Source organism: Nostoc sp. TCL26-01, assembly GCF_013393945.1.
Taxonomy (GTDB): Bacteria; Cyanobacteriota; Cyanobacteriia; order Cyanobacteriales; family Nostocaceae; genus Trichormus.
Map to the genome: position 1 here is coordinate 2,087,641 of NZ_CP040297.1, position 16,368 is coordinate 2,104,008.

The window sequence follows — 16,368 nt, forward strand, 5'->3', positions numbered from 1 at the left end:
AGCTAAATAATTCATTATGCAAAAAAGTTATTGACAGGTACTGTTCCTAAAGGAGGTAAAGTTCCTGTGTAACTGGTGAGATTGATGACTAAATCTTGATTAGTTTGTAATCCGGCTGTGCTGTCATTGACTACTAGATAAGTACCTAATATTGCTCCCTGTGTAACTCGTGCTAATACAGCACTGTTAACAGCTAAAGCTTGGTTGCCAACAGTGCTTCCATCTGCATCAGCAAAGACTTGATTGACTAATTCTAATAGAGTAGTAGCAACGCTATCTGTGGCACGGGTTAAGTTAGTTGGTGCTGCTAATGCTGTGCCAGTTTGACTCAGTAAATCAATCTTATCAGTACCTATAGCGAAACCGTTGATTCTGTCAGCGCTAGCAATCAAAGATTGACCAAATTGGAAAACGTAAGTGTTGACTCCAGCACCACCTGTCAAGATGTCAGCACCTGCACCGCCATTGAGGGTATCATCTCCGTCACCACCATCCAGTTGATTGCTACCACTATTGCCTGTGATGACGTTATTGCCAGTATTACCTGTACCGTTGATATTGGCTGTACCTGTGAGGGTGAGGTTTTCGATGTTGGCGACTGTGCTGAGATTAAAGCTGACGCTGGTTTGAATTGTGTCTATGCCGCCACTAGCAGTTTCGGTGATGATATCGCTGCTGTCAATGATGTATGTATCGTTACCGTTACCACCAATCAAGGTGTCTACGCCTGCACCACCATTGAGGGTATCATCTCCGTCTCCACCATCAAGTTGGTTGTTGCCACTGTTGCCTGTGATGACATTATTTCCACTAGTTCCTGTACCGTTGATATTACCTGTACCTGTGAGGGTGAGGTTTTCGATGTTGGCGACTGTGGTGAGATTAAAGTTAAAGTCTGCTTGAATTGTGTCTACTCCACCACTGGCTGCTTCTGTAATGATATCGCTGTTGTCGATGATGTATGTATCGTTGCCATTGCCACCAATTAGGGTGTCTACGCCTGCACCACCATTGAGGGTATCATTACCATCACCACCATCGAGTTGATTACTACCACTGTTACCTGTGATGACGTTATTGCCAGTATTGCCTGTACCGTTGATATTGGCTGTACCTGTGAGGGTGAGGTTTTCGATGTTGGCGACTGTGGTTAAGTTGAAGCTGATGATGGCTTCTATGGTATCTGTGCCGCTATTACTCAATTCTTGCAGTGTATCAGTGGTTGTATCTACGACGTAGAAATCATTGCCTGCACCACCGATGAGGGTGTCTACTCCTGTCCCTCCATCTAAGCGGTTGCTACCACTGTTACCTGTGATGATGTTATTGCCACTAGCACCTGTACCGTTGATATTGCTTGTACCTGTGAGGGTAAGGTTTTCGATGTTAGCGACTGTGCTGAGATTAAAGCTGACGCTGGTTTGAATTGTGTCTATGCCGCCACTAGCAGTTTCGGTGATGATATCGCTGCTGTCAATGATGTATGTATCGTTACCGTTACCACCAATCAAGGTGTCTACGCCTGCACCACCATTGAGGGTATCGTCACCGTCTCCACCATCAAGTTGGTTGTTGCCACTGTTGCCTGTGATGACATTATTTCCACTAGTTCCTGTACCGTTGATATTACCTGTACCTATGAGGGTGAGGTTTTCGATGTTGGCGACGGTGGTGAGATTAAAGTTAAAGTCGGCTTGAATTGTATCTACTCCACCACTGGCTGCTTCTGTAATGATATCGCTGTTGTCGATGATGTATGTATCGTTACCATTGCCTCCAATTAGAGTGTCTACGCCTGCACCACCATTGAGGGTATCATTACCATCACCACCATCGAGTTGATTACTACCACTGTTACCTGTGATGACGTTATTGCCAGTATTGCCTGTACCGTTGATATTGGCTGTACCTGTGAGGGTGAGGTTTTCGATGTTGGCGACTGTGGTTAAGTTGAAGCTGATGATGGCTTCTATGGTATCTGTGCCGCTATTACTCAATTCTTGCAGTGTATCAGTGGTTGTATCTACGACGTAGAAATCATTGCCTGCACCACCGATGAGGGTGTCTACTCCTGTACCTCCATCCAAGCGGTTGCTGCCACTGTTACCTGTGATGATGTTATTGCCACTAGCACCTGTACCGTTGATATTGCTTGTACCTGTGAGGGTAAGGTTTTCGATGTTAGCGACTGTGCTGAGATTAAAGCTGACGCTGGTTTGAATTGTGTCTATGCCGCCACTAGCAGTTTCGGTGATGATATCGCTGCTGTCGATGATGTATGTATCGTTACCATTGCCACCAATCAAGATATCTACACCTGCACCACCATTGAGGGTATCGTCACCGTCTCCACCATCAAGTTGGTTGTTGCCACTGTTACCTGTGATGACGTTATTTCCACTAGTTCCTGTACCGTTGATATTACCTGTACCTGTGAGGGTGAGGTTTTCGATGTTGGCGACTGTGGTGAGATTAAAGTTAAAGTCAGCTTGAATTGTATCTACTCCACCACTGACAGTTTCGGTGATGATATCGCTGTTGTCGATGATATATGTATCGTTACCATTGCCACCAATCAAGGTGTCTACGCCTGCACCACCATTAAGTTGGTTATTACCACTATTACCTGTGATGACGTTATTTTCACTATTGCCTGTACCGTTGATATTGGCTGTACCTGTAAGAGTCAGGTTTTCGATGTTGGCAATAGTGCTGAGGTTGAAGCTGACAGAAGACTCAACTGTATCTGTACCACCATTAGCCGCTTCCGTTAAGGTATCAGTGGTGGTATCGACTTCATAAATATCATCGCCTGCACCACCAATTAAGGTATCGACACCAGCACCACCGTTGAGTCTGTTGTTACCACTGTTGCCTGTGATGATGTTATTGCCAGTATTACCAGTACCGTTGATGTTATCAGTACCCAGCAGAGTGAGGTTTTCTACGTTATTGGGTAAGACGGTTGTCGTAGTAGCAGTTAAGGTGTCGCTGATGGTAGCGATCGCCTGACCATCACCTAGAGTAGCATTAGTCGGATTACTCAGGTTAATGGTAAAGGTTTCGTTGGGTTCGTTGAGGTTGTCATTTAACAGGGCAATGGTAATTGTTTGGCTGGTTTGATTGGCAGCAAAGGTGAGGGTGTTGGTGAGAGGGGTGAAATCAGAGTTGGCGATCGCACTCCCGTTAACTGTCGTATATTGAACAGTAATTGGTTGACTGCTGGCGGCTGAAAGGGTGACGGTAAATACAGCGTTGGTGTTCAACCCTTCAATAACTGTGACATCGCTAATACTCACTGTCGTCGTCGCGCCGGCAATCACTTGGGTGGTAGCTTGGGCAATTAGGGGAACTGGTTGGAGGTTGCCGACATTATCTTGAGCGATGCTGTAGAAGGCGTAGGTATTACCAACTGCACCACTGTACTGAGCAGAGGTAGTGGTGATGTTGTCTTGCCACAAGGTAAATGCACCACCATTCACTGAGGCGTAGATATCGTAGGAGGCAATGCCGCTACCGTTATCTGTTCCCGACCAGGAAACGGTAAAGTTAGCATTATTTGTAGTGCTGGGTAGGGCAGTTACAGTACTGGTCGGGTCGCTAATGTCAACCGTATTTCGCCACAAAGGTGTGTTAATTGGGTCATTGGTATCAAAGACAATGCTAGCGAGGGCATCGATTTGTGTACCTGTGGTGAGGTTGGCGTTGGGTTTGATGCTGTAGTTAACAAAGCCTTCCCCATCATGGTTGGCGTTGTTGGGAGGTAAGAAACCGGCATCGGGATCATTGGGTAAATCGCCCGTAGCCGGGTCGATGGTGGTTAATTTCCAGGTGGCCGTGCGGGTCGTAGTGTTGAGGCTGGCTTGGAAATCGACGTAGTAACCAATGCTGTCGCGTAAATCAACTCTGGTGTTGTAGGCTTGCAGGTTGTCAGGAACGTCGATGTAGATATCACCAAAGCCAAAGTCGCCTAGTTCAAAGGTGCTGAGGTCGAGATCAGCATCGATTTGATGGGTGACGGTGACAAAGACGGCTGGTGCTGTGGCTGTAGCTAGGTTCTCGAAGCGAATTAGGTAGGGGAAGGTTTGGTAAGGGGTGAGGTAGCCTTGAGTGCCGAAGCCTTGGGGGCCAGTGATATCGTTGGGATCGACGGCAAATAGGAAATTCAGACCAGCCTGGCCTAAGCTGGCTATCACTCCAGCTACACCACTGACACCTAAACTCTTCCACAAAGATTTTCCTGACTTGTTGAGTCCTCCCAGCACATTAGCTAACTTGGGGGTAATCATATATTTCGATCCCCAAGCTGTTGCTCCTCGTCCGTTGTAACCCAGCATTTTCCAGGGTATCCAACCCGTAGCAGCGCCCAAACCTGCGGCTGTACCTAAACCTCCCCAACTAAATCCACCATCAATAGCTGTCTGCACACCGTAACCAATGCTGTTAGTAGCAGCTCCCACACCTGCCATACCAATGGCTCCTCCCACAGTGCCTAAAGCCGCCAGTCCACCAGTTGCGCCGACGACTCCACCGTATAATCCGCCACCAACGGCTGCTCCAGCTAGACCTCCCCAGCTAAAACTACCACCAGTAGCGGCTGTAGTAATGCCATAGCCCACTGCACCAACGGCTGCGCCAATAATCGCCCCACCTACTGCCAGAGGCCAGAGGAACGTGCCTTGAGGATCAACTGCCCACAGGGGTTTATTATCGACGTAGGTATACAAGTTGCTATTGCCGCCTAGTAAACCAATGGGGTCGATGGCAGTAAATTTACCTGTATTGGTTTCGTAGTATCGGGATCTCATGAAGTCTAGACCGTTACCTTCATCGGTGACACCCCAGAGTCCGATATATTCAAAGGGGTTGGCAACTGTCTCCGTTTTGGTTAGGTCTTCACCAAAGGGTAAATAACTGTAGCGATTGAGATAACTACCTGTACCACCAGTCAATCCCACAACTGAACCGATCGCATCAACGTCATAATAAGTTGTGGCATTGCTACCATCCGTCCGACTCACCAGTCCGACACCATTAGTATAACGGGCTACTAGGCTACCTGTGCCATTGTATTCGCCGACGATACTCACCAAACCAACTGGGTCAAGCAGGTATTCAGTCCGTTGTCCATTCTTGACGCTGGCAATACGATTACCCAAGGCATCATATTCGTAACTCCAAGTCCCATCAGGAGTGACAGCACCAATCAGACGATTTTCTTGGTCGTAGGTGTAAGTCGAAGTTTGACCGCCTTCGGTTTTGCTAATCAGGTTGCCATCTTGGTCATAGACGCGATTTACACCGTTAACTGTGGTGTATTGGTTGAGATTGTTGCTGGTATAAGCAGTTGTAACACCGTTGTCCTTGACAGAAATGCGATTACCTGCTGCGTCGTAGAGATATTCAATTTTGCGTCCACCAGGTAAGGTGACAGATGTCAGTTGACCGATCGCATCATAGCCGTAAGTGGTTGTACCCTCAAGGGTGGTGAGGCTGGTTTTGCGTCCTAAGTTATCGTATGTGTAATTAAAGCGAGAATTGACAGAAGCATCAGCTTTGTAGTTCACCACACTGGTAGTTTGCCCAACGGCATCGTAGCCGTAGGTGGTGTAAGTGCCATTACCGTTGTCTTCTCGGACTACACGACCTGCACCATCATAAGTATAAGCAATGATGCGTCCACCACTGGTATTGGTTAATTCTGCGAGTCTGCCAGCAGCGTTGTAAAGGTAGTTAGTGGTTGCACCAGTTTGATCGACCATTTTAGTCCGCAGACCACTGGCATTGTAGGTAAACTCGACAAACCGTCCACCGCCTTGATTGACTTTGGTAACGCGATCGCTGTTATCGTAGGTGTAAGTAAAACTACTATCGGCATCGGTAGCAGAAAGTAGATTACCTCGATTATCGTAAGTAAAGGTAGCCGTTGTCCCATCAGCATAAGTCTTGCTGAGTAGTAGTCCCCGGCTATCATAGGTGTAGGTCAGGCTTTGATTCCGACGGTTCACACCTACAGTCAGATTACTTTGGGTGTCGTAGCTGTAAGTCTCAATGCTGCCATCGGCGTAGGCAATTTTGTTGACGTTACCGCTACCGTTGTATTGCAGAGTGGTGAAATTGCCTCGCTGATCCTCTAAAGTTTGCAGCTTATTGAAGTTAGGATCGTAGGTAAATTCTAGTTTGTGACCCAGGGCATCGACAGTACTAGTTAAGTTCCCCCGTGTGTCGTAAGTAAAGGCAGAGATGGTATTTCCAGGAGCAATAATTCTGACGACATTCCCATTAGCATCATAACGGTATTGTGTCGCTCGACCAAGAGCATCTTGTGATTGACCAATTAAACCAACATCGTTGATGAATAACTTGGTACTGCCACCTGTGGTATCTGTGACGGTAATGCCACCTGCGTTATCGTAGCTATAAGTCACAGCTTCGGCGTTACCATCCAGACTTTGCTTGATTAACCTACCTTGGACATCATAATCAAAGTAGTTATGGGTGCTGTTGGGGAAGGTAATTGATTTCAAAGCATAGGCTGTGGCTCCAGTGTTGCTAGGATCGTAGCTGTAGCTGGTTGTGCCATCTGGCCCGGAGACGCTGAGGAGGCGATCGCCTGTGGTATCGTAGCTGTAGGTAGTAATTCGTCCTGCTTGGTCTGTCAGTTGATTGATTCTGCCTTGGCTATTGTAAGTCAAGGTGAATTTATTACCGTTGCTATGGGTGAGAGTAGTTAATTGGGAACCTGTATAACCTAAAGTGATGCGGTTACCGCTAATATCTTCCAAGTAACTCAGCTTGCCATCGCTGCGGAACACACGCACTGTCCCATCTTTTTCTTGCAGACGATACACACCGCCAACGAGACTCAGGGTAGCATAGTCTGCTGATTCGCTACTGTAACTACCATCAGCTTGTTTATTGTAGAAACGCAAGCTGCCATAACCTTTAATTCTCACATCACCATTACTATCGGCAGTGGCACTAAAGTCCCAAGGATGTGTCCAACCCCGTCCCAATGCACCTAAATTAAAACGTTCAGCTATGGGTTGGAGATAGGTGCGCCCAAAGGTTAAAGATAGTCCTGGTGTGGGTGCAGTGGCATCAATTGCGGCTGCTAATGTTGTACCAGGGAAGGTATTGCTAGCTTGTTGCAATTCAAAGCCTAGCAATCTGGCAACATCTGTGGTAGATTCACCTAATTGACCCAGATAGCTGGCATTTTCATTGAGAACTGCTTGATAGCTATCACTGGTGTTACCTACTGCATTGACAAAGTTATTATAAATGACATTCCAAGCTTCCGCAGACACATAAGCCGGACGGCTACTATCTTTTAAGGTATTCCAATCAATAGCTGCACCGGTTCTGGGGGCGCTAATGGTCAAATTGCCACTGGTAGCACCTGCTACGGGACGGAACAGGAAGGAGTAAGTACCTGTTGCACCAGGGGCGAGAACTCCCGCCGTCCCTTGAGTGTTGATGCCCAGGAACTGTACTTTACTATCGGTAAAGCCCGTGCCACCAATGGGACGGAATAAAATTTGACTGCCATCTAAGTTAAACACAGGTACAGCAATATCTGTGTTACCCGCATTACGGTAGGTAATAATTGCTTCTCCCGTCATCCAAGGACGCATTCTTCCTGGCGCACTGACAAACACCTCTAACTGTCCAGGGGCAGCACCGTTGACAGTAAAGACATCGTTGACTGTGGCTGTTCCCGGCGTATCAGTGACGCGCACGTCGTAAGCACCACCTGTTAATCCGGTTAAGTTGAAGGTAGCGACTAAGGTGCTGCTATTTTGCCATGTGACTTGAGTCGCAGTGCGGATGGTATTGTTGGGGGCAATTAAACTGACGACTGCACCGGGGGTAAATTGATTGCCTTCAATGGTGATGGTGGTTTGTCCGGCGTTACTGCCTGTGTTGGGGCTAACTTGGCGAATTTGGAAGGGTGTGGTTGTGGTTTTGGGTGTGGCAGTGAGGTTGAGGTTGTAGTTGGTATTACCGTTGTTGCGGTACGTGCGGACGTAGTAAGTGCCGGCTTCTAAGTCGCGGCTGAGGGATTCTGGGCTTGTGCCGAAGGCGGTGGAACTGGTGATAATGCTGCCGTTGCTACTCAGTAATTCGACGTTGGCATCAGCAGTTAAGCCGTTGAGGGTGAGGTTAAAGGTGCTGGCTTGGGTCAGTTCAAAGCGATAATAGTCGTTGCGGTCTAATTCACCGACAAAATCGCTGAAGGTTTGTGTACCGTTGAGGATGCTTAAGTTTCTGGCTTCGCTGAGGGAGTTGCCGGCGGAGTCTTCGACGGATGTGGCTGTGGCGGTGAGGGTGTAGTTTGTGCCGACTCCATAGGTGGAGGCGACACGGGCATAGTAAACGCCGGTAAATAATAAGGTGTTGATGGCACTACCACTACTGGTGATGGCATTGCCGACACTATCGAGGAGGGCGATACTGGCGTTAGTACCTGTATCTAAACCACTGAGGGCGAGGGTTAAGCTGCTGTCTTTGGTGAGTTCAAAGCGATAATAATCGTAGTTGTCTTGGGAAAGTTCGAGGAAGTTGCCAATATAATCACTGAAGGTTTGGGTGTTGATTAAAACGCCGATGTCTCTGGCGGCGGTGAGGATGTTGCCAGCATTATCGGCGGGTGTGGCGGGTAGGGATGTGCCGGAGATTTGTAAATTATAGTTGGTACTACCTGTGCCTGGTTGATCAATTCGTACGAAGTAAGTGCCACCAGCGAGGTTGCGGCTGATGTTTTCTTCGGAAATGCCTGAGCCGGAAGAAGCGATAATATAGTTACCGGCGATGGTGTAGAGGTTGAGGTTGGCGTTGGCACTCAAGCCGCTAAGTTTTAAATCGACTTTGGTATTACCTGTTAATTCTAGGCGGTAGTAGTCGTCATCATCTTGAGATAAACCGTAGAAGTCGCCAATAAAATCGCTGAATGTCTGGGGTGTGGTGGTGATGTTGGTGACAACTCTCGCGGTGTCGAGGTTGTTACCTGCTAAGTCTAGAGGTGTTGCCCCCAGGGATGTTGCACCTACTTGTAAGTTATAGGTGGTGCTGCCAGTACTATACTTTTGGACTAAGGCGTAATATGTACCGGGGAGGAGGTTGTAGTTGATATTTTCGTTGGCTGTGCCACTGGCGGATGTGCCGGTGATGTAGCCACCATTACTGTTGTAGAGATAGAGGTTGGCATCAGCACTTAAGCCACTGAGGAGGAGATTTAAGGTACTATTTTGGGTGAGTTGTAGACTGTAATAGTCGTAGTCATCTTGGGCAATGCCGTTAAAATCACCGACAAAATCGCCGAAGGTTTGGTTGGTGGTAATTACGCCAATGTTTCTGGCTGTATTGCGATCGCTCCCCGCATTATCGACGGGAATTGCCCCTAATGCTGTAGCATTAGCTGTGAGGGCATAATTTGTCCCGCCAATACCGTTGTTATATACTCTGACAAAATAGGTTCCCGCAACTAGATTTTTGATAATCGATTCGTTGGCTGTACCAGTGTTGGTGCTGGTGGCTATATTACTACCGTTGAGATTGTATAAGTACAAGTTAGCATCGGCACTTAATCCAGTTAAACTCAGGTTCAGGGTGCTGTTTTGCGCTAAATCGAAGCGGTAGTAGTCTTCGGTATCCTGGGTGATGGTATTAAAGTCGCCAATAAAGTCGTTGAAGGTTTGACTGGTAGTAATAACACCAATATTTCTGGCAGTCTCGCGGTTATTGCCAGCATTATCTTGTGGTGTTGCAGTTAAGGCAGTACTCGTTGCTTGTAGACTATAATTTGTTCCACCTGTACCGGGTTTGTAGACATAAGCAAAATATGTACCGGCTGTCAAGTTTTTGGTGATGGATTCGTTAGCTGTGCCGGCTGTGGTGCTGGAGGCAAGAGTATTGCCATTAAAATTAGTTAAATATAGGCTGGCATCGTTACTTAAGCCTGTGAGGTTGAGGGTGAGGGTACGATTTTCCGTAAGTTCTAAACGGTAGTAGTCGTAGTTATCGTCAGTTAAACCGTTGAAGTCACCGATAAAATCGTTAAAGGTTTGACTGGTGGTAATGATACCAATATTTCTGGCTGTATTGCGATCGCCTCCTGCATTATCGACGGGAATTGTCCCCAGGGAGGTGGCTGAGGCTTGTAATTTGTAATTGGCTGTGCCTGAGTTGTTATTACCGACAGCGATGAAATAAGTTCCTGGTGTTAAATTGCGGGTGATGTTTTCGTTGGTGATGCCCGACGCATTACTGCCCACAATATAATTACCACCACTACTGTACAGATACAGATAAGCATCGGCACTCAATTCACTCAGGGTTAAATTGATGGTGCTGGGGTTGGCTAGTTGTAAGCGATAGTAGTCGATTTGATTGGTGGTATTGTTGACTGAGTTGGTGACAGTTTGCAGGGTGCTAAGAGTACCTAAGTCAACGGCTGTATCTAAGCCGCTACTGGTGTTGGGGATGGTTGCTGAGGTGGTAGTGGCAACAGCACTGAAGTTATAAGTTGTGCCACCATTACCAGATTTCTGGACTACTGCATAATATGTCCCGGTTGTCAAAGCATAGACAATGGACTCATTGACAGTACTCGAACCTGTGGCAGAGGTGATGTTATTACCAACGCTGTTGTACAGGTACAAATTAGCGTCGCTACTCAAGCCTGTTAAGTTGAGGGTAACGTTACTATTTTGGCTGACTTGGAATCTGTAGTAATCGTAAGTATCTTGGAGTAAACCGTTGAAATCACCCACAAAGTCGCTGAAACTTTGGGCTGTACTTGTTAAAGTGCCAATATTTCTGGCAACATCTCGGTTATCACCTGCATTGTCTACTGGGGTTGTGCCTAAAGCAGTGGCTGAGGCTTGTAGGGTGTAGTTTGTCCCGCCAGTGCTATATTTCTGCACACCAACGTAATATGTTCCGGCGAGGAGGTTGCGAATAATTGACTCTTGGGAGATGCCAGAACCATTGGAATAGGTGATATAGTTGCCAGTGCGATCGTACAAATACAAGTTAGCATCGCTAGTTAAGCCAGATAAGCTGAGGTTGAGGGTGCTATTTTGACTAAGTTCTAGGCGATAGTAATCGTAGTCGTCTTGGGATAAGTCGTTAAAGTCACCGATGAAATCAGTCACCGTTTGCACTGTTGTGCTGATAGTGCCGAGATTTCTGGCAGTATCTAAGCTATTCCCTGCATTATCCACGGGAATTGTGCCAAGAGATGTGGCAGATGCTTGTAAGCTGTAGGTTGTACCGCTTTCACCGAATTGCTGCACTAAGACATAATAAACGCCAGCTGTCAGGTTACGAATAATTGATTCCTGCGAAATTCCCGCACCTGATGAACTGGTGATAGTATTACCAACGCTATTGTATAAGTAGAGATTGGCATTGCTACTTAATCCAGTTAAGTTGAGACTGAGGGTACTATTTTGGCTAAGTTGCAGGCGGTAGTAGTCGTAGTTATCGTCAGTTAAACCGTTGAAGTCGCCAATGTAGTCACTAACTGTTTGGGTTGTGGTGAGAGTACCTAAATTTCTGGCTGTGTCTATGGCGTTACCAGCATTATCAGCAGGTGTCGCACCTAAAGATGTGGCAGCAACTTGTAAGTTGTAGTTAGTACCACTATTGCTGGAGTCTTGCACGAGAACATAGTAAGTCCCCGCCGCTAAGTTGCGGATAATTGACTCGTTGTATAGATTGCCGGTGGAACTGGTGATTGTATAACCACCTATACTATATAGATATAGGTTGGCATCACTACTCAAGCCACTCAAATCGAGTTTGAGGGTACTATTTTGTGAGAGTTGCAAGCGATAGTAATCAGAGTTATCGTTTGCTAGTCCGTTGAAGTTGCCGATAAAATCGGTGAGGGTTTGGGTTGTGGTGATAGTGCCGAGATTTCTGGCTGTATCGAAGTTACTCCCCGCAGCATCGGTGGGGATATTGCCTAAAAGGGTGCGGGAAAGTTGTAAATTGTAGGGGGTGCTACCTGCACCGTTGCGGTAAACTAAGGCGTAGTAAATTCCTGGTGCGAGTAAATTGCTGGTAATGTTGTCGTTACCTGTGCCATTGCTGAGGGAGTTTTTAATAGAACCGCCATCGCTACGATACAGATATAAGTCGGCGTTGTTAACTAAGCCAGTGAGATTGATATTGACTCTACTATTTTCGCTGACGCGGAAGCGATAGTAGTCGTAAGCGTCAGCATCACCAATATTTTCACTAAAATTGACGGTGTTTGTCAGGACACCAATTTCTCTAGCAGTTTCTAAGGTATTACCAGCATTATCTGGGGAAGTCGCACCGAGGGAAATTGTACTTGTTTGTAAAGTATATCCAGTACTACCGCTATCGGGTTTATTGACGTGGAGATAATAAGTACCTGCGGGGAGAGTACGAGAGATGGTTTCGCCGTTGACTCCGGTTTGGGTAGAAGAGGCGATCGCTTCTCCGCTACTATTATATAGATGTAAATCGGCGTTAGAACTCAGCCCACTCAAGTTGAAGGTAACGGTGTTATTGCCTGTGAGTTGGAAACGATAGTAATCACTGTTATCGGTGTTGCTGACAGTGCCGATTAAGTTAGCATTATTTAAATTGGGAATAACTTGAGCTGTATCTAACTGCAATGCTTTGGCTTGCAGGGTGTAAGTTGTGCCTCCACTCCCACCTTTATAGACTAAAGCATAATAAGTGCCGGCGGCTAAAGCGCGAGTAATCGACTCACTGGCTGTATCTGCACTGTTAGAACTAGCAATAGTTCCTCCCGCCACTGTGTACAGATATAAAATTGCGTCAGCACTCAACCCACTCAAGGTTAAATTAACGGTACTAGCTTGATCTAACTGGAAACGATAGTAGTCATAATTATCATCGGATAAGCCATTAAAGTCACCGATAAAATCAGTAAAGTTTTGCGGTGTACCGTTGAGGATACCAATATTTTTTGCCGTATCTAAATTACTACCCGCAATATCAACTGGAGTTGCACCTAAAGAAGTTGCACCTACTTGCAAACTATAATTAGTTTTGCCCACTCCCGATTTTTGCACCGAGACGTAATAAGTGCCAGCCTGGAGATTATATTTTATTACCTCATTGACTAAACCACTCGCTGAACTTTGGGTGATGTAACCACCACTGCTGTTGTAGAGATATAAATTAGCGTCGGAACTGAGTCCACTTAATGTCAGATTCAGGGTGCTATTTTGCGTCAGTTGCAGGCGATAGTAGTCATAGTTATCTTGAGATATCCCCTCAAAATCACCGACAAAATCACTGAAGGTTTGGTTACTACTAATAACCCCGATATCTCTGGCTATATTTCTGTCATTACCAGCGCTATCTATAGGAATAGCACCTAAAGCCGTCGCCGCTACTTGCAGAGAATAATTTGTCCCACCACTACCATTTTTATTGACTTGGACAAAATACGTTCCCGCTACCAGATTTCTGACAATTAACTCATTGGCAATATTAGCCGCCGAAGTTCCCACCAAGTAGCTACCACCTAAACTGTAGAGATAGATATCAGCATCGGAACTTAAGCCACTCAGGGTTAAATTTAATCTACTATTTTGCGTTAAATCTAGGCGGTAATAATCATAACTGTCTTGGGAAATGCCGTTAAAGTCGCCAATAAAGTCGGTGAAGGTTTGGGCAGTAGTAACAGCACCAATATTTCTAGCACTTTCTCTTTCATTCCCAGCATTATCAACTGGAATCGCACCCAAAGATGTCGCCGTCACATCTAGAGTGTAATTCGTCCCCGCAGTATTCTCAGTGCGATAAACTAAAGCAAAATAAGTCCCGCTAGCGAGATTTTTAATAATCGATTCGTTGGCTATTCCTGAAGCTGAGGTAGAAGCAATGTTACTGCCGGAAAGATTATATAGATATAACTCGGCGTTAGCACTCAGCCCTTTTAGATTCAGATTAAGGGTACTATTCTGGGCTAATTCTAGGCGGTAGTAATCGTAGGTATCTTGTGGGATTAAATCGTTAAAGTTACCGATAAAATCAGTGAAGCTTTGAGTTGTGGTAACTACTCCAATATTTCTGGCATTCTCCCGTTCATTACCCGCGTTATCTGTGGGAATTGTCCCTAGAGAATTAGCCGAAACTTGTAATTGATAGTTTGTCGTTGTGCTGCTGTTATTAGCAACCTCAACAAAGTAAGTTCCTGCTGTTAGGTTCCTAACAATGGCTTCGTTGGTAGTTCCAGAAGCAGAACTAGCAGTAATATAATTCCCCCCACCACTATAAAGCGTAATATAAGCATCAGCAGTTAAACCACTTAACAGTACATTCAAAGTACTATTTTGCGCGATTTCCAGACGATAGTAATCTTTAGTGTTGGTGGTATTATTCACACTATTACTAATAGTCTGCACCGTACTCACAGCACCTAGATTCTGTGCTGTATCTAGTGGGGAACTTGTATTTGTGATAGTGCCACTCGCCGCCGTCGCTGAAGCTTGTAAACTGTAATTTGTGCCACCACTACCAGACTTCTGCACAAAAATATAATAAGTGCCTGGTGTCAATTGCTGAATGATTGACTCTTGGGAAATTCCCGCACCTGTAGAAGCCGTAATATAGCCACTAAAACTGTTATATAGATACAGGTTGGCATCGGAACTTAACCCAGTTAAATTGAGGGTGACATTGCTATTTTGAGTCAGATTAAATTTATAATAGTCTTCATTATCACTACTTAAGCTATTAAAATCACCGACAAAATCATTAAAGGTTTGCACAGTGCTAGTTAAAGCACCAATATTTCTGGCAACATCTCGATTATTGCCGGCATTATCAGCAGGAATTGTTCCAATAGTAGTGGCTGAAGCTTGTAAATTGTAAGTTGTGCCACCACTGCCAGATTTTTCAACTAAAACGTAATAAATACCAGCACTCAGATTACGAATTACTGACTCATTCGCTGTTCCCGAAGCAGAGGAACCAGTAATATAACTGCCGACGCTATTATATAAAGACAAATTAGCATCACTACTCAATCCACTCAGTCCCAAGTTGAGGGTACTATTTTGACTAAGTTGGATTTGATAGTAATCTCGGTTATCTTGAGATAAGCCGTTGAAATCACCAACGAAATCACTAAAAGTTTGCACTGTAGAATTAATTAACCCTACACTGCGGGCAGTTTCGATCGCACTACCTGCATTATCTGTGGGAATTGTGCCTAAAGCTGTGGCAGAAGTTTGTAAACTATAAGTGGTTCCACCAGTGCCTGATTTATCGACTAAAACGTAGTATGTACCAGCAACCAAATTGCGGATAATCGACTCATTCGCTATGCCAGAATTCGTGGCGCTAGTAATACTACTGCCGACACTATTATATAGATATAAATTGGCATCAGCACTCAACCCAGTCAGGCTAATATTTAAGGTACTATTTTGCGTCAGATTCAACCGATAATAGTCTCGGTCATCTTGGGCAAGGCCGTTAAAATCGCCGACAAAATCACTAAAATTTTGGGCTGTGGCATTAACTGTACCAATATTTCTCGCCGTTTCGATCGCATTAAGCGCCCCATCAATCGGAATCGCACCTAAAGTCGTAGCTGAGGCTTGTAATTTATAGTTAGTCCCACCACTGCCAGATTTCTGTACCCATACATAATATGTACCTGCTGTCAAGTTGCGGATAATCGACTCATTCACTGTTCCCCCAACCGTGGAAGCAATAATGTAATCCCCACCAATGGTGTATAGGTAGAGATTAGCATCAGAAGTCAACTCACTCAAATTCAGGTTTAAGGTACTATTTTGAGTTAGTTGTAGGCGATAGTAGTCAGAATTATCTTGGGAAAGTCCGTTAAAGTCGCCGACAAAATCGGTGTAAGATTGGGGAGTAGTGGCGATCGCTCCAATATTTCTTGCTGTATCGAAATTATTCCCGGCGGGATCTGCGGGTATTGCCCCTAAAGCCGTTTGCGAAAGTTGTAAACTATAAGCGGTGCTACCTGTACTGGTTTTCGATACGAGTACATAATATGTCCCTGGGGCTAAATTGCGGCTGATGGTTTCGTTTGTTGTCCCAGCATTATTAGAATTAGCAATAGTAGAACCATTGCTGTTATAAAGTCCCAAGTTTGCATCAGCCGTCAGTCCATTCAGGTTAACGTTCAGCGTACTATTGCCATCAAGTTGCAAACGATAGTAGTCATAATAATCACTATCACCAACATCTTCGTTAAAGGTACGCGCAGTAGTTAGTGAACCAACATTGAGAGCTAATTCTAAGGTATTTCCAACGGTGTCAGCCATAGTATTTTATATAGATAGAATGTATTTTTGTGACAAAATGCTTGAGAGA

Annotated in this window: 1 protein-coding gene; it reads right to left on the minus strand. The window is 45.5% G+C overall.

All coding sequences use genetic code 11. The annotated features are described in order from the left end of the window. Positions 1-14: 14 nt before the first annotated feature. Positions 15-16,319, minus strand: a complete 16,305-nt coding sequence (locus FD725_RS09035; RefSeq protein WP_179047814.1) for a pre-peptidase C-terminal domain-containing protein — start codon at positions 16,317-16,319, stop codon at positions 15-17. Positions 16,320-16,368: the final 49 nt, after the last annotated feature.

Bases quoted from the DNA above. Each gene is read 5' to 3' on its own strand.
- FD725_RS09035 (WP_179047814.1), bottom strand. From the start codon at position 16,319: ATGGCTGACACCGTTGGAAATACCTTAGAATTAGCTCTCAATGTTGGT.